The organism is Vibrio sp. B1REV9 (assembly GCF_905175395.2).
In the GTDB taxonomy this organism is placed as follows: domain Bacteria; phylum Pseudomonadota; class Gammaproteobacteria; order Enterobacterales; family Vibrionaceae; genus Vibrio; species Vibrio alfacsensis.
Genome location: NZ_HG992746.1, coordinates 349,648 through 371,040 on the forward strand (window position 1 = coordinate 349,648; position 21,393 = coordinate 371,040).

Here is a 21,393-nt window from a genome sequence, read left to right on the forward strand (position 1 = left end):
TAACTATCCATTACCGTGATTCAGCCTAGGTGGAAAGGGCTTAATGATATCGGGTATAAAATAACAACGAGCAGTAAAAACGAATAAGTCTATCAGGGAAGTGCAGTTTACGATCCCTAACGCCGTTGGCAGTGGAAACGTAAATTTTGAGGGGGGAGAGTATGTTAACACTACTCTTAGTCGCACTGTCTTTGTACATATTTTGGTTGCTGTTTCGTAATGGCCCCGCTTTTGCTGAGCGTGCGCCGAATAAAAAACGTAACTGGGTGGGCCCTACGGCCAATCAAGAAGAGTGGCAAGGCTATTGTTCTGAGGTCTTTCAGCCATTCAGTTCTCAAACCACTTTCTATGCTATCGCGTATTTTGCCAACTTTGTTGCTGCCGCTAATGCGATTTCTTGGTCGATTGTTTATGAGGGTGATTACCCCATTATTATGAGTCGTTTTGGGAGTTATTTTATTTTAAATACCCATGATGCCTTGTTGATTGCCGGTTTTGTTGCCTTGGCTTGCTTTATTATTAATTGGCAACTGGCGGTACACTGTGCCGGTATTTTAAGCCAATATTTGGTACGAGTTCTTATCATCAGCCGGACTCGATTCGTCGCGATCAGTTTGGTGTTTTGTAGCTATTTTGCCTATTTGTTGACGGTCGGGATTTTTTGGCTTTTCCATGATGGCTATTCCATTTGGCAGGGCTTAAAGTTCACGCCAGTATTCTTGCTATTGGCTTTGCTGCTCGCGTTTGTGCTCCCATCTATGAAGAAAGAGTCTACCGATAAAGGCTAAAGTAAATACGCGGTCAAGGCTTATTTACGAGAGGCTTTCTTATGAAGAGACTTGCTTATTAAGAGTCTTGCTTATAAATAAGGCGCACCTAACACGATAAAGGTGCACTGCCATTGTAGTAATTCCGCTGAGGTTGAGGTAGCATTGCCGACCTTTTTTGTCAGTGGGAGGACTTATGTATATTGGCTTTGACTATGGCACCGCAAACTGTTCGGTGGCGAAAATGGAACAAGGTGAACCACAACTGCTCAACTTAGAGGGTAATAGCCCTTACATACCTTCCACCTTAGCGGCACCAACGCGCGAATCTGTTTCCGAGCACTTATTTCGTCACCGCAGCATCAAGCCTTTTGATCAGGTGGGTGAGCAAGTGTTGCGCCGTGCAATTAACTTTAACCAAGAAGAGAGCATAGAACTCGAACCTGAAGACATCGCCTTTGGGCAAGCGGCTTTGAATCAATACTTGGCTGACCCGCGTGATATTTATTACGTGAAGTCGCCAAAATCATTCTTAGGGGCCTCAGGTTTACGTGATGTTCAGCTGAGTTTCTTTGAAGATCTGGTCTGTGCGATGATGGACAACATCAAATCGCAAGCTGAAAATCATGCGCAACAAGTAATTTCTGATGCGGTGATTGGGCGTCCAATTAACTTTCATGGTCGTGGTGGTGATACTGCCAATATTCAAGCGGAAAATATTCTGCTAAGAGCGGCAAAGCGTGCTGGTTTTAAGAATATCGAATTCCAATTCGAGCCCGTTGCTGCGGGTCTTGAGTACGAAGCTACGCTTTTAGAAGATAAAACCATTCTGGTCGTGGATATCGGCGGTGGTACAACAGACTGTTCGTTGATTCAAATGGGACCCTCTTGGCGTGGGAAAGCGGATCGTACGGCAAGTTTGCTAGCGCATAGCGGTCAACGTGTTGGTGGTAACGATCTGGATATCGCACTGGCATTTAAACAGCTCATGTTTCCATTTGGTATGGAGAGCAAAATGGAGTCGGGCATTATGATGCCAACGACTCAATTTTGGAATCCAATAGCCATCAATAACGTTGAAGCGCAGAGTGATTTCTATTCTCGTGAAAACTTAGCTGCCTTGAAGCTTTTACAAAAACAAGCGCAGGAGCCTGAAAAGCTCACTCGTTTGCTTGAGGTCTATCACGAATCTTTGGGTTACAACATCGTTCGTCGTGCTGAAGAGGCGAAGGTTGCCTTGTCTGATCAAGCGTCATACCGAGCTGGTATCAATTTGTTATCAGAGTTGATTGAAGTCGATGTTCAACGTGATGAAATGATTGAAGCGATTGAATCACCAAAAAACAAGATGACTGCATTGGTGACAGAAGCCGTTGAGCAAGCAGGAATAAAACCTGATGCCATCTTTATGACCGGCGGTTCTGCGCGTTCTCCTATTTTGCGTGATGCAGTACAAACGGTATTGCCAAATATTCCCGTTGTCAGTGGCAATTACTTTGGCTCAGTAACGGCAGGATTGGCTCGTTGGGCTGAAGTGTGTTTTAAATAATTCAAGCGTGCGATTTGCAAAGCCCTGTTCTTAAACGAGCAGGGCTTTTTTGTCGGTGATTTTACGTGCTACTTTTGTGGATTATTGCCACAAAGTGATTATCTATTCCGCGTTCGCTTTGGGTTAACGGAATTATGACAGTAATCTTAGTAAGGATACGGTATTCTCTCGCACCTTTATCATTGCCTGAAGTGCCGAATTGACGGGGCTTCAAGGAAAATCAAGAAATTCCAAGAATGAAATACGAACAACAAGTCGGATATCGATACCCCAAAGGTCGATTCGCTATGGTGAGTGTCTATGCATTCACAGGCGCTGCAATTTTAGCATCGACGATTTTTTCTCTTTTACTGTTTTTGTCGATTGATGACAACCCAATGATGCAAACGCTATTTGGTGGTTTGGCTATCATTTTCGAAGCGGGTAAGTTTTACGCGTGGTATGAATACGGAGAGCGTCGTGCTCATCGAAATTATACTGGAGCCATCACTGCACTCGTGTTCTATTTGGTTCTTGCGGCTATCTCTATTGGTGGCAGTATCGGTGGTATCAATAGTGCCACGAATACCGCGCAAAGCCACATTTCGGTAGAGCAGGCGAAAGTAGAATCGTATAACCGTCAAATTGCAGCGATCGACAATCAAATAGAGCTAAACAACATGGCGGCGCAAAAGTACATTGAAATGGAGCGTATTGCGACGGGTGTAACGCGTATTCAAGAGCAAAACAAAACGCTACGTGAAGAGCAGCAACGCCTTGCCATGGAACGTGATAGTTTGCCACCTGTGGCTCAAGGTTCGGTCATTGGCTTGATTGATAGCTTAGCAAAAGCATTCGGTACAACGTCATCTCAAGCTCAACTGGGGCTGGTTGTGTTCCTTTCAATATTGCTGGACTTCTTTGCCGCTTTCTTTGTTGGTTTGATTGGTGAAGAGCAGCGTTTCCGTCATTATTACCGTCGTCATGGTGGCATTACGTTAGCAACAGTCCGTGACATTGAAATGGAGCCTGCAGGTTATCTACCCCATATAAAAGAGGAAGAAACCTCTGAGTTGCAACACGAAAGCGTTGAGCCAGAGGCGCCCAAAACCTTGTTCGAACAAGTGAGTGATGCACTAAAAAACCATCAAGTTACTTGCACCAAAAAAGCGGTGGCCAAACAGTTCCGACTTTCTTCAGAAGAGGTCGATAAGATATTTGAAGAGTTAACAGAACTGGGTTTAGTTGGTAAGAAAGCGAATCACCACTATCATTGGATTGGTCAAGCAGAAGCAGCTTAACGGTAAGATATTAAAAAGAGCATCACTTCATAAAGTGGTGCTCTTTTTTTATCTTAAATATGTTCGATTTTAAGTCGCTTAGTCGTCAGATAGTTCTATTTCTTTGGCAAGATTTTTACCACCAGTCACTACGCCTTCGACTTCTACCGTTGCTCCGTCCAAGTTTGATTCTTGAATGCCGGTGATTTGTGTATCGTCATCGATCATTACGGTTTTTGTTTGAAAGTCTGGTACATGTTCTGCTTGGCATGAAAGCACAAAGCTGCGAGTATCGGCATCATAACTATTGACTAAGCCAGAGCACTCAAAAGATTCAAGTCGTTCTGGAGTATTGTCTGTTTGAGTTGCCGCAAAGCTAGCTGAAGAAACACAAGCGCCGAAAAGTAAGAATAGTGGCAGTGTGATTTTACGCATCATTTAATCCTTCATTTGGTTGTACGTATTTAAAATAGGGTAGTTGAGAAAGTATCAATCCGCACAAATGAAAAAAGCACCACGCGTGTGGTGCTTTGATAGGGGTATTAATCGTCAGCTTCCCAAGCTTCTACTTCAAGGGCGACTTTTTGGCCATTGATAGTAATACCTTCAACTTCAACTTTTTCATTGTTTAGATTGTTGAATGATAGGTTATCCTCAAATACAGCATTACTCTTGTTGATAGTAATGTTGCGACAATCAACGCCGTGATTTTCATTCGGGCTTAGATCTTCAATATCAAATGATGCACTAACGCCAACAGGGTGCTCAGAGTAATTGACGACTAAGCCTGAACATTCAAATTCGTTCTGTTCCCATAGGTCATCATTGTCATCACCGGTGTTTTCAAATTCAACTTCTAGAGCAACAAGTTGTCCTGATTTGTTGGAATATACGACTTCCACTTCACCGCCTAGTTTTAGATTTTGCTTTGAGCCGTCTTCAAATTGCGTGATAGGACTAACCGTGAACGTACCGCGGCTATTTAACTCAAATGCACTCTTGTCTTTGCTTACCCAAGTAACGATGCCTTCTACTTCGTTTTCACCGATTTGATTATCATATCCATCAATTTCTACTTCGGTAGCAATAAATTTTTTACTGCTTTCATCGAACGTACCTTCAACTTCAACCCAAAGGCCATTAGTTAGGTTATCTATGTTCGAGTAAGAAATTGTAATTGCACCGATTTTGAATGTATTGTCATTCGCATTGATGCTAGATACTTGGCCTTCGATTTCATCAACACGTACACCGTCCATATCAAACTTGATCACAGAAAGCACTTTGTAACTTTGGTTGCCATTTTCTGCAGTTGGAGCAACAGGAAGACTGGAGACCATAACCCAGTCATTCAAACCAATTTCTGAACTTAAACCAGCAAAATGAAGTTCGAGTCCGTTGATCGTGAATGTATTTTTTACATGATCTATTGCGGTGATTTCACCCGTCATTGTTGGCTCTAGAGTCACAGTAGCCGTCTGTTTTACTGCTGACGTATCTACTTGAACTGTCATATCTTTCAAGCTTGATGAAACAACGAAATTTGATACTTGCTCATTGTTAAACATAGCTTTACCAACGACAAACTCACGACCATTAACCGTGATCGAATTCTTGGCTGTATTAACAGCATCGATAGAGCCGGTTACTGTATTTACCTTGGCTGGTGGCGTCACTGAACCACCATTGTTGTCATTATTGCCACCACCAGAACCGCCGCCACAACCAGACAACGCAAGACCTACAGCAGAGACAAGTAACAGTTTTTTCATGATATCGACCTAAATTTGAAAGCTTATTTATTAATTTGGTTGTATCTTATGTTTCATATCGTGAAGTGTTCGTGAAGAAACGTGAGCCCTATGAAAATTTTAATTGTTGATGATAACCACAATGTTTCCGAAACCATTGCGGATTATCTAGAGCTCGAAGGAATGACAATTGATTGCGCTTATCATGGAGAGGCTGCGCTAAATTTAGTTAAAGAAAACCATTACGATGTCATCATAATGGATATCATGATGCCAAAACTCGATGGCATAAGTACTGTACAAAAATTACGCCAAGAGCAGTTGTGCGGTACGCCGATTCTATTCTTAACCGCTAAAGATACGTTGGATGACAAAATTGCTGCTTTTCATGCGGGTGGTGATGATTACCTAATGAAGCCATTTGCTATGCAAGAGCTCAGTTTACGAGTTCATGCACTGGCGAATCGTGGTCCAAGACAGGATATCGGAACACTGAAGTTTGCGGATATTCAGTTAGATGCTCGCACAGATCAAGTGACCAGAATGGGGCAGATGATCAAATTGAGCCGCATTCAAACTAAAATTCTCAAGTTACTCATTAAGAGAGCCCCTGCAACCGTTTCTCGTAATGAAGTGATTGATAATGTTTGGGGTGATGAACCTCCTGGTAGCGATGCTCTGCGTAGTCACATTTATGGCTTGAGAACCGCCTTAGACAAAGGCTTTGATGAATCCCGATTAGAGACTATTCATGGACAAGGTTACCGACTCAAAGCATAACGAATACCCAAGTATTTATCGCAAAATACGTTGGGGTTTTGGACTAATGACACTTGTCATGTTCACGTTATTTTGGTCATTGATTTACGTGGCTGAAAACAAACTAGAAGTTCTGAGCTTGCATCACTGGTTAGATACCGAAGCCGCGCTTTATCAAGAAAACTATAAAAAGCTTGGCTGGGATGCACCGTTGCCAAATGTGTTGGAGTTTGACTCCTATTGGAGTGAAGCCCCTACACCAAGTTGGATGTTATCATTTAAGAAACCGGGGTTTTATGAATACCTCTTAGGATCCGAGGATAAGCATTTCGTTGTATTCGATCACCCTTCTGGTGAGGGGGTGATGTACATCGTTTTCCAAGATGACTCCGATGACTATTTGGATGAATATGAGAGCTCGTTGCACCAAGTGACGTTGGTGTTGGGTGGCATGTTTTTGCTCATTATTATGGCGTACAGTATTTATATGGTGCGCAGTTTGTCTCGTCCATTATCCCAAATTGAAGACAAGATTGGCAAAATGCCGCCAGATCAGCCAGTGTTCCAAATTGATACCAAATTCAGTGAAACACGCCATATCGAACAAACGCTATTAAGTAGCAAAGTGGATATCGCTGCTTTCTTTCGTCGTGAACAAGAATTTAGTCGATTTGCCTCTCATGAACTGCGCACGCCAATTATGATCATTCAAGGCTCTACTGACATCTTAGCCAAGGTGCCAGATCAACCGAGAGTCGCGAAAAAAGCGATTGCTCGTATGCAAAGTGCATGTGAAGAAATGCGTATACTGACAGAAGCGTTCTTATTACTTGGTAAAGAGAAAGTCGAGTCACAACATTATGGTGAGCATGCCTTGATCCATTGTTTAAGTCACCAATTGAATGAATTGGCGCCATTGTTTGCAAGGCAAGATTCCTCCTATGTATTGTCGGAAGTACAGAGTGGCGTTGTGTATGCACCAGAGAGCTTCGTGACGATAGTCATTAATAACCTGATAAAGAATGCATTTAGCTATAGTATCGGGGACATAGAAATTGACTTGAATGGTACACGACTAACCATCGCAAACCGACACGATGGCAATGAAACTTACAATGCAGGTTATGGTTGTGGGTTGGTGATTGTGCAACGCATATGTGAAAGAATGAATTGGTCATTTTCACTGGAAGACGATGGTATCAAATTTACCGCGATTGTGGATTTTACTAAACAGTCATAACGCTATCTCGACTAACTATCCGTTTTAAACTAAGCCAGAGTATCGTCTCTGGCTTTTTCGTAGCTTGTTCGCCTTGAGGTATGCTTTCATATTGAGGATTTACGGAAAGTTACTCTAGGAATGATGTGCGTTGTAAAATTATGAGCGAACACCAAGTTTCATCTTAACTGCATGATAGTATTTGTTAATGCGCTACATGGATTAATTTTTCGCAAGCGCACCGCGACGAATGTATAAAAAGCAATATCATGGACGAGAAATGAAACTGAAATACACTTTAATTACAGCATGCTTGTTTTCAAGCTCTGCGTTTTCTAGTGATGGGCCCAAAAATATCATCTATATGATTGGCGATGGAATGGGGCCTGCCTTTACTACTGCCTATCGTTACTATCATGATAATCCAGATACCAAAGAAATTGAGACGACGATTTTTGATTCTATTTTGGTAGGTATGGCAAAAACTATCCAGATGACGATACCGTAGTCACAGATAGTGCAGCAAGTGCAACGGCACTAAGCAGCGGCATCAAAAGCTATAATGGAGCGGTCGCCGTCGATGTGGAGAAAAAACCTGTCAAAACCATGCTAGAAATGGCAAAAGAGCAAGGAATGGTGACCGGCTTAGTAGCAACGTCACAAATTAACCATGCAACGCCAGCAAGTTTTGCCGCACATAATGAGTCGAGAAGGAACTACGATGAAATTGCGGATGACTATATTGATAATAAAGTGAGCGACCAACTTCCGGTTGATCTTCTACTTGGTGGCGGCGTGCGTTATTTTGAACGTGAAGACCGGAATCTAGTGGAAGAATTTCAACTGCAAGGGTATCAGTATGTTTCTGATTTTGATGCATTGCCATCTTTGCAAACGCTTCCGGCTATAGGGCTGTTTGCAGATAAAGCCTTTCCTTTTGCGTTGGATGAAAACCCCAATCGCCTAGAGGTCATGACTAATAAAGCACTTTCTCTGTTGCAGCGCCAAGATGTAGGATTTTTCGTAATGATTGAGGGCAGCCAAATCGATTGGTGCGGGCATGCAAATGACATTGCATGTGCGATGGCTGAAATGGATGATTTTGCTAAGTCAATTGCACTGGCGAAAGCTTACGTAGATGCCCATCCGGATACACTGCTCGTCGTTACCGCTGATCATTCGACGGGGGGCTTAACGATTGGTGCAAACGGAAAATATAAATGGAATACGGACGTCATTAAAGGCGTTCGCCAAACCGCATGGCCCCTAGCAATGTCTCTTGCTAAAGCGAATGATATGCAAAAAACATGGCGTGAGTCAGTAGATTGGGCGTTGACCGAGGAACAAATTCAGCAGTTGGTGACCGCTAAAAAAAGTGAAGAGCCAGCTGTCGCGCTTTACCGCCAAGTTAAAGCGATCATCAACCAACAGAGCTATACAGGTTGGACAACGAAAGGGCATACGGCGGTAGATGTGCAAGTGTTTAGCTATGGTAAAGGTGCTGACGTTTTTGTTGGTTCGCAAAATAATACCGATATCGCGAAGAAGTTAATTGGATTTATCCAGTAAAGCTTGAAAGAAAAGGGGATGTTATGCAAGTAGATAAGAAAACTAACATTTATGCGACTCGTGGTCAGGTCGACTTAAAAAATGCAAATCGATATATGAACCTTGCTTTCAAAGCGAATCAACTTGGCGTAAGTGCAGAGTTAAGTGCTCAAACAGGTAAGCCAATGATGGTGATTAAAAATGATGACGGGATCGTGGTTCGTCGAATTGATGGCGAAAAAATCGTGAGTAAAATGAATCACGTTGATACTTACGTCTAACGTCGTGTCTGTTTTAGATAAAAGTGCCTCAGTAATTGCTGAGGCACTGTTACTTATTGGTGAAATACCAATCTTTTTAGCCAACGTCTTTTGTTAGAGATTTATTGTGCACGGAATTTCCCGCTATTAAGTTCAATTTTCGATGCTTTTACTCGGCTGTCTGCGTTTAAGTAATCGCTGATAGCAAGAAGATCTTGGCCGTCAGAGGCGCGAAACACTGCGGATTCACCTTGTGCGAAAACTACTTCGAGTTTAAGTGCTTTGGCGACTGATTTAGCGTCTGTAGGGTTATTAACGGTCACAAAGATAAGGCCAGTGGCTTTAGATACGTTACTAAACGCATTCTTAAACACCTCATCACCTGCGTGCAGTTCTGCCGCTTTAGACAAATTGTTTACTGATAGTTTTCGATAGTCATGTCCATTGATCTCAACGGCATCAGAGGCAACAAACAGATCTGGTGACGGCTGCTGTGCTAATTGCTGCTCGGCGCTTGCTGCTGCCGCAACCGTAGACAGAGCCAGAATAGAAAATGTCATAAATTTCATGTGAATGACTCCTTAGTGACCAAAGATACGCATTGACCAGTTTTTGATAACACCCGGTTTTGCGTTGTTTGCCATCGGTACATCGTAGATAGCAGAAGAGTTAAAGTAGGCAATGAATGAGAATACTTCATCACCGTTGGTGTCGATAGCACGCAGTGTCCATTCACCTTTTGCATTCTCACCATAAAACTGGTTGGAGAGCATCAGTTGATCTTCATAGCCTACGATGCTCGGATCGAGTGATTGACCGACTAAGCCGTTGCGTGGCGTTTGTAAGACCGAGCGAGTCCCTGATGGAGAAATCAACTCGATCGCAAGATCAGGTAAGCGTGAATGCTCAAGAGTGAGCTTAACTTGCACAGATTCAACCGTAAGGTCATCTGTCAGCGAAATAGAAGAAGAACCTCCCTCTAGACTCGCATCAGGAACACTGACTTGAGCAGTATTGCTTGCCCAAGGAGTGATAATTTGTGCAGGTAGAACGTTATTTGTCATTCGAGCACGTTTCATTGCCTCGTCTAGATTCACCGCACCAAAGCCATAGAATGCGTGGAAGTCGACACCAGCCGCGTTCTTATGCCATGGAGAGATGGCTTCATAGCTAACTAATTCGCCTTGGTTATTCACGAACTCTAGTTGGACACCAGGGTGCTCTGCATCCGTTACGCTTGCGGTTTCAGCCAGCAAGGCACGGACATCACGTGCAGTTAGCGCGTGGTTTGTTGACATAATGGCTGCAATCGCACCAGAGGTATTCGGTGCAGCGGATGAGGTTCCGTTCATGGTACTGGTGTAATTACAGTTTGGATCTTGTTCGGTACCACCATGAAGCCCATTTATACCAAGGCCTGCGCTCGTATTTTGCCCCTCGTCACAACCCATTAGGTCAGTCGTAACCATTGCGGGGAAATCTTGGCCATATTCTCCCGCAGGAGCGGCCACCCAAACATTAGATCCAACCGATGAGTAGCTTGCACGCGTACCATCTGCACGCAGTGCGCTCGTCACGAGGTTGTAGTAACTCGAGTTGTCATAAGACTGAGCAGAGTTGTGCATTGGTAGCCCTTGGTTAGCACCACCAACAAAGAAGTCCCCAGGCAATACAAAATATCGACCTGTGTTGAAATAACGATAGCCGTTGCCTGCAGACTTAACAAAGAGTGCACCACGGCCCCAAGCATTGCCTTCGCTGACGTTTTTCATCACATCCATTTCAAGTTTGAACTGAGGATCATTCTCGTCGAATGAAATGGGATTTATTGGGCTAAAGCCATAACTCTGGTTGAAGACGCGAACATCGTTAGTTGATGAATCAGCGCCATGGGAAATCAACCACCCTTCAAGTGTTTGACTAGACAACCAGTTGAAGCCCATCAGTGAAGAACGTGAAGCAACACCACGTCCACCTTCACCGTTATTCCCAACGGCGCTAATTAAACCCGCAACAGCAGTACCATGCCCATTAGTATCGACAGGGTAGTGGTCAGGGAATGGGGAGTCTTCAATAAAGTTTCGACTCCCAGGAACGACGTTACCGGCAAGATCTGGGTGATCAATTTGAACACCAGAGTCGATGACAGCGACTTTGATCCCTACACCGGCGATACCCATCGCTTGAGTTAGCTGAGTGTTTAAATCGTTACCAGCTAAGCCTGGGTTAGCTGCATAGGCGGTTTGTCCGATGTTGTTTAGATGCCATTGCTCAGAATAGAGCGGATCGTATGCCGAAACGGCAGGAGAAAGGCCTATCGCTAGCATTGCTGCAAATAGGCGATTTATACGTGTTTCCATTTGTGACCTCATGTCTTTGTTTGGAATTTTTATTCCTGTTTGATACTCCTTTAAACAGGTCTAAACAAAGCTAGTGGGTAACTATAAAGATGAAAACCGCTTACATTCTGTTTACGTCAAATTTTCGACGCATGGCTTTAAACTAATGATAACGACTTGAAATTACGTTGAAATCTAGATAACTGAGAAAAGTGTTAATCTGAAAAAACACAGCAAATTTAGCGAGATTTGCTGTTTCTTATTATAAGAGCGCTCTTATATGGCAGGTTGTATAGTTGCCTTAGAGTTTGTAGGGACTTGTTCTTATTTTCTGAGAACACTGTTTACCACTTTTTCTACATAGAGTTGTTTGTATTCTGAATCACACCAACGCTTGTTAAGCCCACGGCGATTGAACTCCGCACCAATGGCAACATGAGTTTGGTTGGATGGACGCTTGTAATACAGAGTTTCACATAATTGCATGTTACTCATTTGCTGCGCATAGACATTAACACTGCTGCCTCTCATGCCGAGTTGAGCGGCCTGTTGGTTACTACAGGCGGTTGAAAGCAGTGATGCAATGGCCACAACAATGAGAGATTTATTCATGGTTTTTCCGAGGCTTTGTTAGGAGTGAATGTATGTGTTTTCAAGGATACATTTTGAGAGATGGGCGGTGCAACTAACAAAATGCAATTAGGAAGATGGTGCGACTTTAGTTGTTAGCTAATGTGACGTGTCGCAAAGAGAGTGGTTATCTGCAGAGAATCTTACTCTTAAGGGTGTTTAGAAAGGGGGGATGCATTGGGAAATCTTCAGCATTATGCAAAAGATCATCTTACTGTCATAAAAGTTTCATTTTATTGTGGTTGTGAAAAAATGCGTTTTTATACATAGTGATAGTAAGCCAAAGTAAATTGGCTTTGTTCATAAAAATGGAGTTTGCCTATGCACAATGAAATGATTCAACCATCCCACTTCGGTATTATTGGCCGCACTTGTATTGCTTCAATCATAATGATGGCGGGTACTTTCATCTTATTCTAACCGAGTTACCCACTGAATTAGATGAGTCTAAAAATAACAAGAAAAATTCAGGGAATTACCAATAAATGTTAAGGTATTCCCCTGAAAATCCATCTTACGTTATCCCAGCTAGCTCAATAAGCTAAAAATTAGCGCACTTACCGCAACAATGCCCGTTAGCATTACAAAGTAGGTGGATACTTTTCCACGGTATTGATGCAACGCTTTCACTTTGTATACAGCCAGCATTGGCATAATGAATAGAATCATGGCAATCACGGGGCCAGATAATGCTTCCATCATACCTAAAATGCTTGGGTTCATAATTGCTGCCACCCAAATCGATACAAAAAGTATCACCACACTGATTTTATCAATGCGCACTGGCGGCATAGACGAATGTTTGCTGATCAGGCCGTTTAAGCTTTCTCGTGCACCTAGAAAGTGACCGAGGAATGATGAAGTGATCGCGACAAATGCAACCAAAGGACCAAGTGTTGCAATAAACGGATTATCGGTTGCGTTGGCTAAGTACGACAATACTGAAACATTTTGCGCTTTTGCTTCTGCTAGTTGCTCTGGTGACAGTGCAAGTACGCATGAGAAGACGAACAGCAAAACGAACGCGATAAGCATGATGCTTGTACGACGTAGGATTAGCTCGGATTTCGCATCGGCATCTGCACCATAATGACGACGTTGAACATTCGAAAAGCTTGAAATCGCCGCTGCATGGCTGAAAGAAAAAATTACAACTGGAATGGCAAGCCACATCGTGCTCGCAAATGAAGACCACTCTGGCGCATCAAGAACCGGTGCTTGCCAGTTTGGAACAAGGTAGAGAGAAAGAAACGCTAAGATCGCTACCAGTGGATAAACCATCATGGCAAAAGCACGCAGCATGACTTTTTCGCCAGCCATCATGATTGAGATTAAGCTAAAAACCAACACACCAGATAGTAGTGCGCGTGGTAAAGGCTCGATTCCTGCCTGATTGACCATAAAGCTATCGACAGTGTTGGTGATGCCAACGCCATAGATAAGAAGAATTGGAAAGATCGATAGGAAGTACAGCAGCGAAATCATACGACCTGCTTTCGCACCAAAGTGTTCTTCTACCACATCAGTAAAATCGGCATTTTTAATTTTTGAAGACAATACAAAACGTGCTAGTCCTCGGTGTGCCCAGTAGGTCATTGGGTAGGCAAGAATCGCCATAACGACTAAAGGCCAAAACCCACCAATTCCTAAGTTAATCGGTAAGAATAAAATGCCCGCACCAACGGCAGTGCCAAATAAGCTCAATAACCAGTGTGTATCGTGCTTAGTCCATGAGTTTGTTGTGTTTACGTCACTAAAAGATAGTGTTTCTTGAGATTCTTTCACTTAAGAGTCGCTTGTATAGAAATAATAATCGCGCGGATGTTATCTGCTTTAGTGATTGATATCACATGTGGTATGTGGTGAATCGTGCTAGTGAATTGCTATCGATGTAAACTATCGAGCCATGAATTTTTAAAAAATGCGATATTTAATATCGGTGTTTGCGTGTGATTTTGAAGTTATATTATGAATTTTTACTATTTTTCAGTCGTTGATGTTGTGGTTAATGTTTGTTCATTATAGGGTTTGTTAGTGTCGTAAGGTGAGGTTAGTGATATCAAACTTGGTGCACTGTGCATGCTCTTTATACTCGAACGCGCTTTGGGTATATTGTCGAAAATTATGATTCAGGAAGTTTAACGTGAAAATATCATATGCAGAGAAAACGGATCTCGATGCTGTATACCAATTGGAACACCAGCTTTTTGGTGATCATTCATACCCTCAGTTTTTCATTCGACAAGCTTATGACTGTTGGAGTCGTGGCTTGATGGTGGCAAAACAGGCGCAAGATGTAGCGGGTTACGTTCTTTTAACGCCAAGTTTGGAACAACGTGTTTACTGGATTTTGTCGTTAGCGGTGGCGACGAAATATCGCGGGCAAGGAATCGCTCGTTTACTGGTTGAGGATGCGATCAGTCAAATCGAAGTTGGGTCTTCAGTGAAACTCACGGTTGATCCGAACAATGCTCCTGCTTATCAACTCTATTGTTCTATCGGTTTTAGGGTGATTGAAGAAGAAGACAATTACTTCGGCGATGGAGAACCTAGGCTTGTGATGCAACTGACCCGTTAACGCTGCACTTCTGTGATTCAACCTCGCACCTAATGAGTGCATTGCCAATGATAAAGTGAAAGCTCTTTTCGTTAAGTTGCTGAAATATAGTTCAATATAAAGTTGGCATCGGGTTTGCAGTTTAGATTGTGTTCATCGTTAACTCGATGCGCCGCTTTTCCTTAGCAGGCGGTTAAGCGGATAGGGTATTACTTGTTAAGCTTTATTGGCAATGCAGCCTCTCTCGTTTCGAGAGAGGTTTTTTTTTGTCGCTTAAAGCCCGTCATTCTAAGAAAAGAGTCAGGGGGCGTAATGTCGCAAGGATGCAAGAAAACCACTTGTCCCTATTGTGGAGTTGGATGTGGTGTCGAGGTTAATACTAAAGGAATTGTTGGGGATGCACATCATCCGGCAAATCAAGGGTCACTGTGCGTAAAAGGTGTGGCGCTTGCAGAGAGTCTCAATATGCCATCGCGGTTGCTGTATCCAAAACTAGTCAGCGAGGAGCGTCCGAAAGGTAAAGAAGTGCAATGGCAACAGTCGACAGATCTGATTGCGGAAAAAATTCATCGAGCGAAAGCAGAGTTTGGACCGGATTCTGTCGCGATGTATGTGTCAGGCCAGTTGTTGACGGAAGACTATTACGTCGCCAACAAACTCATGAAAGGCTATGTTGGCAGCGCAAATATTGATACGAACTCGCGTTTGTGTATGTCTTCGGCGGTTGCGGCTCATGTACGAGCATTTGGTGAAGATGTCGTTCCCGTCAATTACGATGACATTGATAATACCGAACTATTGATCATTTGCGGTGCCAATACCGCATGGACACATCCTGTGTTATTCCGCCGAATCCAACAAGCGAGAGAGAACAATCCAAATTTAAAGTTGGTGGTGATTGACCCGCGTGAAACGGTCACCGCACAGCAAGCCGATTTGCATCTACCGATTAAAAACGACGGGGATGTATCACTTTTTAATGGGCTGCTTAAATTTCTTATTGAGCATCAATGCATTGATCCTCAATACATAAAATCCTATACCGACGGGTTTGATGCGCTTGCAGAAGAAGTTTCTGATGTACATTACAGTGTCACTAATCTATCGTCTTCCATTGGTATTTCAGAAAAAAAACTCACGACATTCTTCCAATGGTTCGCACAAAGCCCAACCGCAATCACGCTGTTTTGCCAAGGGGTAAACCAAGCCGAAAATGGTGTCGATAAAGGCAATGCCATTATTAATGTACATTTGGCGACAGGTAAGATTGGGAAAGCTGGTTGCGGGCCGTTTTCTATTACAGGTCAGCCAAATGCGATGGGTGGGCGAGAAGTCGGTGGATTGGCAAACCAGTTAGCGGTTCATCGCGCTTTTGATGCAGATTCGATCAAGCAAGTGCAAGCGTTCTGGGATTCACCAGAAATTGCCACTCAGCCCGGTTTAAAAGCTGTTGAACTGTTTGAGGCGGTAGAACGTGGTGAGATTAAAGTTCTGTGGATCATGGCAACCAATCCCGTTGTCTCTTTGCCAGATAACCAATTGGTAAAACGTGCACTAGAGATTTGTCCGTTTGTGATTGTTTCCGATATCACAGCGGATTCGGATGTCGCGCATTATGCGGACCTGTTGCTACCCGCCGCTGGCTGGGGGGAGAAGCAAGGCATGGTAACGAACTCTGAGCGTCGACTTTCTAGGCAGCGCCAGTTTCAAACGCCTCCGGGTGAAGCAAAATCAGATTGGTGGGCGATAAGCCAAGTCGGACAAGCTCTGTGTGCACTGGAAAAGACACAAAATGGTTTTGCGTTTACTTCTGAGCGGGCAATCTTCAGGGAATATGCGGCAATGACAGGCATGAATGCGGATTCGCCATTGAAGCTAGATCTTTCTCAATTCGCCAACTTAACCGAGCAAGAATACGAAGAGTGGGTGCCAACACAATGGGGAGGAGAGCGTCCGTTTGCTGATGGCGTCTATTCGTACCCAGATGGTAAAGCGCGTTTTGTCGTGACCAGCGAATCTCCAACGCGTTTAGAGAGAACAAAAGGCTGGTGGCTCAATACGGGCAGGCAACGCGACCAATGGCATACCATGACGCGCACAGGGCATATCGCCCACCTTGCCGCCTCTGAGCTAGAACCAACCGTGTACATGAACACACTCTCTGCTACTCAAAATCGCTTAAAAGCAGGACAACTCACCAAGCTGTTTCAGCCCACTTCAAACACCAGTATTTATGCCAAAGTTGCCATTGATGAGGGGTTAGGTTTTCAGGAGCTGTTTATGTCAATGCACTGGGCGGGTCGATATGGCGGTGAAAGCAGTGTTAACGCGATAGTAAACAGCGCAAAAGACCCTATTTCTGGGCAGCCTGCCTTTAAGTCGTCTTATGTTGAAGTGCAAGATACGGCGGTAAAAACCTACGGTATGTTTATCGGTACACAGTTTGATTCCGGCAAGTTTCTCTACAGCGCATTTCAAGCTGAGAGCAATCTGGGTATCTGGCGCTTTGCACACGATAAACGACCAAAGAAGCAGAGTTTTTGTCGAACGGAAAAGAGCCGCAGAATGACGATAGATATTGCCCAAGGTTGGCTAGCAGTGGATTACGACCTTGTTGGAGAAGTTCGTATCATTCGCTCTGTTTTAGTGGTGTCTAGTGAACCGATTCAAACCGACTACACCAACTTTATCGGCTTGATTGGCAAACCGATGGAGCTATCGAAACTGCTTACCATCACTCAATCGCAAAGCAGTGCCAAACTGGTTTGTAGTTGTTTCCGTGTCACTGATAAACAAATACATGACGCGATGGAAGACTGCACTTCACTGACTCAACTTCAAAACAAACTCAAATGCGGCACTAACTGTGGTTCGTGCGTTTCTCAAATCAAACAAATGGTCGACAGCCATCAGCATCAAAAGGGCAAACAGCAAGCGAACCAGCAAAGTCTGGCGATTCAAATAAAATAAGTCACAAAGAGGATAAGCACATGGAAGCGCCTTATCAAAAGTCTTGGTTTAAGAAAGGACAAGCGAGTCAGAAACAAGAACGCTCGTCTCGCTTTTCTAAGCATGATCAAGCAAGCAAACGGAACCAACTTTTAGAAGACAATTCACTAGACCTAGACGCGAACCACAAAGGTTTTGTCTCGATTGTCGGAGCAGGGCCGCACGATCCAGACTTGTTAACCGTAAAGGCAGTGAAAGCGATTATGTCGGCAGAGATTCTGCTGTACGACCGTTTGGTTAACAAAGATATTTTGGAGTTGGCCTCGCCACAAGCTGATTGGATTTACGTGGGCAAACGATGCGGACAACCTAGTATTGGTCAGGAAGAAATTTGTGACTTGATGGTATCGCTCGCTCAACAAGGAAAGCGAGTTGTGCGCTTAAAAGGGGGAGATCCTTTCGTATTTGGCCGTGGAGGCGAAGAAGCATTAGCGCTCGTCAAACACTCAATCGCGTACGAAGTCATTCCCGGCATTACCGCTGCGATTGGATGTTCAGCAAATAGCTTGATTCCGCTGACTCATCGTGGCGTTGCTCGCAGCGTTACCTTTGTGACGGGGCAAGTGGTAACAGGCGCATTTGAAGCGTGGAGCCAACTGATGCAAAGCGGACAAACGTTAGTATTTTATATGGGGTTAGAAAAGTCATCGCAAATACAAACGGGTTTAATAGGCTCTGGTTTGAGAGAAGATTTCCCAGTCGCGATCATCACTCATGGTTGCAGCCCTCAACAACAAGTGCACGTTACCCAACTCAATCAGCTCAATGATTTATCGATTACACTTAAAGGCGTGAGCCCAGCATTGATTGTGATGGGAGAAGTTGTCAAACTGCGCGAACAACTAATAGAAACCGTACAGTCAGTGACGGAATACGAGGGAATATGAGCAGCATTTTGGAATGTATTAGAACAGTCGGTCGTGGCGAACGTGGTAGAAAACCACTGAACTTTGACCAAGCGTTTCGAGTTATGGATGAATACCTAAACGGTGAGTGCGACGACGATCAGATGGCAATGCTGTTGATGCTGATCCGCGTACAGAACGAGACTCAACAAGAAATCGCTGGCTTTGTGAAAGCATTCCAATCCCGCATGCCTGCTATTGGTGCAGATATTGATTGGCCATGTTATGCAGGAAAACGTGAAGCGGCTGGTCAGCCTTGGCATCTGCTGGCAGCCAAGATCCTTGCCGATAATGGCCATAAAGTGCTGATGCACGGCTATCACGATCGTCAATCTGGACGTTTACACGCAGAAGATTACCTCGACAAGTTTGCTATCAAGAAAGCGGAATCAGCAGAAGAAGCAAAGCGTGTATTAGAAACACAAAACATTGTGTATCTGCCGCTGAGCGCGTTTGCTCCTCAAGCAGAAACCATGATCGGTTGGAAGAATCGTTATGGGCTTAGAACGCCAATTAATACCGTGGTTCGAGCATTGAATCCGGGGCAGGCAACGGTTGGTATTCGTGGTAGTTTCCATCCTGGATTCCAACAACTTCATGCTGAAGTCGAATATGAAATTGGTCAAACCGCTCACGCTGTTGTGTCATTCAAAGGGCAATCGGGTGAGTCCGAATACAATCCGAAAGTAAGCCAAACGGTATGGCTAAGCCAAACAAGCGGCGTGACATCGCACTACTGGACGGAGCAAATGTTGTCTGAGGTGCCAATGCCTGCGAACTGCCCATTTGGCACGTCACAAGATGACATGAACCAAATGGCAAATACGGTTCTTGCCACCATGACAGTAGTGCTATTTGCACAAATGCACGACAGAGAAAAAGCATTCGAACGTGCCTTCCCTTACTGGCAAGCCTATTGTGCGCAGCAATAACGTACTATTGTCAATTAATGTAAAAGCAACGACGCAAAGTTGTTGAATCTGAATCCATTATCTATTGTTTGAAGAAAGGAAAAGATCCTAGCTCACCAATGATATATTTCACCACTCTGTTTCGTATGAGAGTGGTGAAATTGCAGTTCTAGCCTCAATCGCCTTGGTTTTTATGTTCGATTGAGAATTTGAAATCCGCTTATGGTAAGACACAGAGGACATGGATAATGGCTCTAAAGCATACCACTCCGAGTAAAAAGGCTTCTCATCCCATTCCGCAAGAAGCTTTCGATTGGTACGATGAATATGCACACGGAAAGATCTCTCGCCGTGAGTTTATTAATAGGCTTGGTGGCCTTGCGGTGCTTGGGTTTAGCATGACAGCGCTTGTCGATGCTTTAACTCCGAATTACGCACTGGCAGAACAAGTTTCCTTTAATGATCCCGACATCAAAGCAACTTACGAAACCTTTTCATCCCCAAATGGACACGGAGAAGGACGTGGTTATTTGGTGACGCCACAGAAGAAGACCTTAAAATCGCCGACCGTGTTGGTGATTCATGAAAACCGAGGCTTAAATCCTTACATTAAAGATGTCGCAAGACGACTTGCGAAAGACGGCTTTATTGCTTTCGCTCCAGACGCACTTTATCCACTCGGCGGCTATCCGGGGAACGACGACGAAGGTCGCTCTATGCAGAAAGACATGGACAGAGCCAAGATTGAGCAAGACTTTATTGCGGCGGCTAATTTCATCAAACAGCACGAGGATGGGAACGGTAAGTTGGGGGCGGTCGGGTTCTGCTTCGGTGGTTATATTGTCAATATGCTTGCAGCAGTGATGCCCGATGAGCTCGATGCAGGTGTGCCTTTCTATGGAACACCAGCGGCACAAGAGATCCAAAAGCAAGTCAAAGGGCCGTTGATGATTCACTTTGCAGGACTCGATAAGCGTGTTAACGACACATGGCCTGCTTATGAACAGCAGTTAATCGCGACCAACGCACAGTATCAAGCGTTAATGTATGAAAACGTCAACCACGGTTTCCATAACGACTCAACGGCACGCTACGCACCGGAAGAAGCAGCACTCGCTTGGGAGCGCACACTGGGCTTCTTCAAAGAACATCTTGCCTCTAGTTAAAACGCGTCTACTTTAGTTGGCACATTCCTTGTTATGTCTCTCTTAGTGAGTGAGATATAAACAAGGAATGTGCATGACTCAATCAACGTCAAAAACACCCATCATAGTATGCTGTGATAGCCTCCAAGAGCAGGCTCGATTGTCCGGCTTATTGAGCAAAGATTACGACAACATCATCGGTTGCCAATTGGCACAACTAGAAACGTTAATGCAACGAGAACCGCCAGCAAGCGTTGTGGTTGGATGGCAGCAACCTACGGCGGAACTGCGTTTGATCGTCGATTTCTGCCGCAGAAAATCGGTACCACTTCTTATCGTCTTAAAACAGCTATCATCAAATGATATCAATCGGTTATCAGAAAAAATGGACTATGTACTCATGCCGCACGATAGTGAGTTTGCACTCCAACCTTGGATAGAACATGCAACATTGGTGAGAGCGAAATTCAAAAGTATGCAATCGGAAATTGAATCGCTGATCCATAAGCTTGAAGAGCGCAAGCTGGTGGAAAAAGCCAAAGGTCTGCTGATGAAGATGCACAGCGTTGATGAAGAGCAGGCTTATAAAGCGCTAAGAAATTCAGCCATGCAATCAAGCCAAACGCTCGCACAAGTTGCCAAGAATTTGATAACAACTTTGGAGGTGCTTGATTAGTTACTCTACTACTTTGGGGCTAGGTGGCGTTTTCTAACGTGGTGCGTGTTGCACTATCAGCAAGCAATAACGGGGAGCAGTTAATAGTGGTATATCCTAATGCATTGTA

General features: G+C 44.1%; 18 protein-coding genes and 1 pseudogene. 13 read left to right on the forward strand and 6 right to left on the reverse strand.

Annotated features, from left to right (window positions below; all coding sequences use genetic code 11):
* Positions 1–161 precede the first annotated feature (161 nt).
* From KHN78_RS15765 to KHN78_RS15775, 3 genes are all read left to right on the forward strand, one after another.
* Positions 162–788: a hypothetical protein gene (locus KHN78_RS15765; RefSeq protein WP_211917055.1), complete on the forward strand. Its 627-nt coding sequence runs from the start codon at positions 162–164 to the stop codon at positions 786–788.
* 175 nt (positions 789–963) lie between these two features.
* A complete protein-coding gene (yegD, locus tag KHN78_RS15770) occupies positions 964–2,316 on the forward strand; it encodes a molecular chaperone (protein ID WP_211917057.1) in 1,353 nt (450 codons plus the stop codon).
* Positions 2,317–2,552: 236 nt separating this feature from the next.
* On the forward strand, positions 2,553–3,596 hold the full coding sequence (locus tag KHN78_RS15775; protein ID WP_211917059.1) for a Preprotein translocase subunit SecY: 1,044 nt from the start codon (positions 2,553–2,555) through the stop codon (positions 3,594–3,596).
* 78 nt (positions 3,597–3,674) lie between these two features.
* Here KHN78_RS15775 and KHN78_RS15780 read toward each other — a convergent pair whose 3' ends face one another.
* Positions 3,675–4,013, reverse strand: a complete 339-nt coding sequence (locus tag KHN78_RS15780; RefSeq protein ID WP_223917812.1) for a DUF5666 domain-containing protein — start codon at positions 4,011–4,013, stop codon at positions 3,675–3,677.
* Between the two features lie 104 nt (positions 4,014–4,117).
* Positions 4,118–5,347, reverse strand: coding sequence for a DUF5666 domain-containing protein (locus tag KHN78_RS15785; protein WP_211917061.1), 1,230 nt, complete (start codon positions 5,345–5,347; stop codon positions 4,118–4,120).
* A 90-nt stretch (positions 5,348–5,437) separates the two neighbouring features.
* Here KHN78_RS15785 and KHN78_RS15790 point away from each other — a divergent pair, with 90 nt between their 5' ends.
* From KHN78_RS15790 to KHN78_RS15805, 4 genes and pseudogenes are all read left to right on the forward strand, one after another.
* Positions 5,438–6,106, forward strand: a complete 669-nt coding sequence (locus KHN78_RS15790; RefSeq protein ID WP_128813012.1) for a response regulator transcription factor — start codon at positions 5,438–5,440, stop codon at positions 6,104–6,106.
* Entirely contained in the window at positions 6,078–7,325 is a 1,248-nt protein-coding gene (locus tag KHN78_RS15795; RefSeq protein ID WP_211917063.1) for a sensor histidine kinase, read from the forward strand. The genes KHN78_RS15790 and KHN78_RS15795 overlap by 29 nt, the downstream gene beginning before the upstream one ends.
* Before the next feature lie 259 nt (positions 7,326–7,584).
* Positions 7,585–8,873: pseudogene (locus KHN78_RS15800) on the forward strand (alkaline phosphatase).
* Positions 8,874–8,896: 23 nt separating this feature from the next.
* Positions 8,897–9,133 (forward strand): hypothetical protein, encoded by a 237-nt coding sequence (locus KHN78_RS15805; RefSeq protein WP_211917065.1) that lies wholly within the window; start codon positions 8,897–8,899, stop codon positions 9,131–9,133.
* Positions 9,134–9,234: 101 nt separating this feature from the next.
* Here KHN78_RS15805 and KHN78_RS15810 read toward each other — a convergent pair whose 3' ends face one another.
* The 4 genes from KHN78_RS15810 to KHN78_RS15825 all read right to left on the reverse strand — a co-directional run bounded on the left by KHN78_RS15810 (position 9,235) and on the right by KHN78_RS15825 (position 13,866).
* Positions 9,235–9,681, reverse strand: a complete 447-nt coding sequence (locus KHN78_RS15810) for a hypothetical protein (RefSeq protein WP_211917067.1) — start codon at positions 9,679–9,681, stop codon at positions 9,235–9,237.
* Between the two features lie 12 nt (positions 9,682–9,693).
* Positions 9,694–11,472, reverse strand: a complete 1,779-nt coding sequence (locus tag KHN78_RS15815) for a S8 family peptidase (RefSeq protein ID WP_211917069.1) — start codon at positions 11,470–11,472, stop codon at positions 9,694–9,696.
* Positions 11,473–11,775: 303 nt separating this feature from the next.
* Positions 11,776–12,063 carry a hypothetical protein gene (locus KHN78_RS15820; protein ID WP_211917071.1) on the reverse strand — a complete coding sequence of 96 codons (288 nt, stop codon included), beginning with the start codon at positions 12,061–12,063 and terminating at the stop codon, positions 11,776–11,778.
* A gap of 546 nt (positions 12,064–12,609) precedes the next feature.
* Positions 12,610–13,866, reverse strand: a complete 1,257-nt coding sequence (locus KHN78_RS15825; protein WP_211917073.1) for an aromatic amino acid transport family protein — start codon at positions 13,864–13,866, stop codon at positions 12,610–12,612.
* Between the two features lie 358 nt (positions 13,867–14,224).
* Here KHN78_RS15825 and KHN78_RS15830 point away from each other — a divergent pair, with 358 nt between their 5' ends.
* The 6 genes from KHN78_RS15830 (at position 14,225) to KHN78_RS15855 (ending at position 21,284) form a co-directional block, all read left to right on the forward strand.
* Positions 14,225–14,659 (forward strand): GNAT family N-acetyltransferase, encoded by a 435-nt coding sequence (locus tag KHN78_RS15830; RefSeq protein WP_211917076.1) that lies wholly within the window; start codon positions 14,225–14,227, stop codon positions 14,657–14,659.
* Between the two features lie 291 nt (positions 14,660–14,950).
* Entirely contained in the window at positions 14,951–17,608 is a 2,658-nt protein-coding gene (locus KHN78_RS15835; RefSeq protein ID WP_211917078.1) for a nitrate reductase, read from the forward strand.
* A 20-nt stretch (positions 17,609–17,628) separates the two neighbouring features.
* Positions 17,629–18,534 (forward strand): uroporphyrinogen-III C-methyltransferase, encoded by a 906-nt coding sequence (cobA, locus tag KHN78_RS15840; protein WP_211917080.1) that lies wholly within the window; start codon positions 17,629–17,631, stop codon positions 18,532–18,534.
* Positions 18,531–19,484, forward strand: coding sequence for a glycosyl transferase family protein (locus KHN78_RS15845; RefSeq protein ID WP_211917082.1), 954 nt, complete (start codon positions 18,531–18,533; stop codon positions 19,482–19,484). Before cobA ends, KHN78_RS15845 begins: the two co-directional genes overlap by 4 nt.
* A 227-nt stretch (positions 19,485–19,711) precedes the next feature.
* Positions 19,712–20,629 carry a dienelactone hydrolase family protein gene (locus tag KHN78_RS15850; protein WP_211917085.1) on the forward strand — a complete coding sequence of 306 codons (918 nt, stop codon included), beginning with the start codon at positions 19,712–19,714 and terminating at the stop codon, positions 20,627–20,629.
* A gap of 73 nt (positions 20,630–20,702) precedes the next feature.
* Positions 20,703–21,284, forward strand: a complete 582-nt coding sequence (locus tag KHN78_RS15855; protein ID WP_211917087.1) for an ANTAR domain-containing response regulator — start codon at positions 20,703–20,705, stop codon at positions 21,282–21,284.
* The last annotated feature ends 109 nt before the right edge of the window (positions 21,285–21,393 follow it).

Coding starts and splice junctions, on each gene's coding strand:
- KHN78_RS15765 (WP_211917055.1), top strand. CDS start 162: ATGTTAACACTACTCTTAGTCGCACTGTCTTTGTACATATTTTGGTTG.
- yegD (WP_211917057.1), top strand. CDS start 964: ATGTATATTGGCTTTGACTATGGCACCGCAAACTGTTCGGTGGCGAAA.
- KHN78_RS15775 (WP_211917059.1), top strand. CDS start 2,553: ATGAAATACGAACAACAAGTCGGATATCGATACCCCAAAGGTCGATTC.
- KHN78_RS15780 (WP_223917812.1), bottom strand. CDS start 4,013: ATGATGCGTAAAATCACACTGCCACTATTCTTACTTTTCGGCGCTTGT.
- KHN78_RS15785 (WP_211917061.1), bottom strand. CDS start 5,347: ATGAAAAAACTGTTACTTGTCTCTGCTGTAGGTCTTGCGTTGTCTGGT.
- KHN78_RS15790 (WP_128813012.1), top strand. CDS start 5,438: ATGAAAATTTTAATTGTTGATGATAACCACAATGTTTCCGAAACCATT.
- KHN78_RS15795 (WP_211917063.1), top strand. CDS start 6,078: ATGGACAAGGTTACCGACTCAAAGCATAACGAATACCCAAGTATTTAT.
- KHN78_RS15805 (WP_211917065.1), top strand. CDS start 8,897: ATGCAAGTAGATAAGAAAACTAACATTTATGCGACTCGTGGTCAGGTC.
- KHN78_RS15810 (WP_211917067.1), bottom strand. CDS start 9,681: ATGAAATTTATGACATTTTCTATTCTGGCTCTGTCTACGGTTGCGGCA.
- KHN78_RS15815 (WP_211917069.1), bottom strand. CDS start 11,472: ATGGAAACACGTATAAATCGCCTATTTGCAGCAATGCTAGCGATAGGC.
- KHN78_RS15820 (WP_211917071.1), bottom strand. CDS start 12,063: ATGAATAAATCTCTCATTGTTGTGGCCATTGCATCACTGCTTTCAACC.
- KHN78_RS15835 (WP_211917078.1), top strand. CDS start 14,951: ATGTCGCAAGGATGCAAGAAAACCACTTGTCCCTATTGTGGAGTTGGA.
- cobA (WP_211917080.1), top strand. CDS start 17,629: ATGGAAGCGCCTTATCAAAAGTCTTGGTTTAAGAAAGGACAAGCGAGT.
- KHN78_RS15845 (WP_211917082.1), top strand. CDS start 18,531: ATGAGCAGCATTTTGGAATGTATTAGAACAGTCGGTCGTGGCGAACGT.
- KHN78_RS15850 (WP_211917085.1), top strand. CDS start 19,712: ATGGCTCTAAAGCATACCACTCCGAGTAAAAAGGCTTCTCATCCCATT.
- KHN78_RS15855 (WP_211917087.1), top strand. CDS start 20,703: ATGACTCAATCAACGTCAAAAACACCCATCATAGTATGCTGTGATAGC.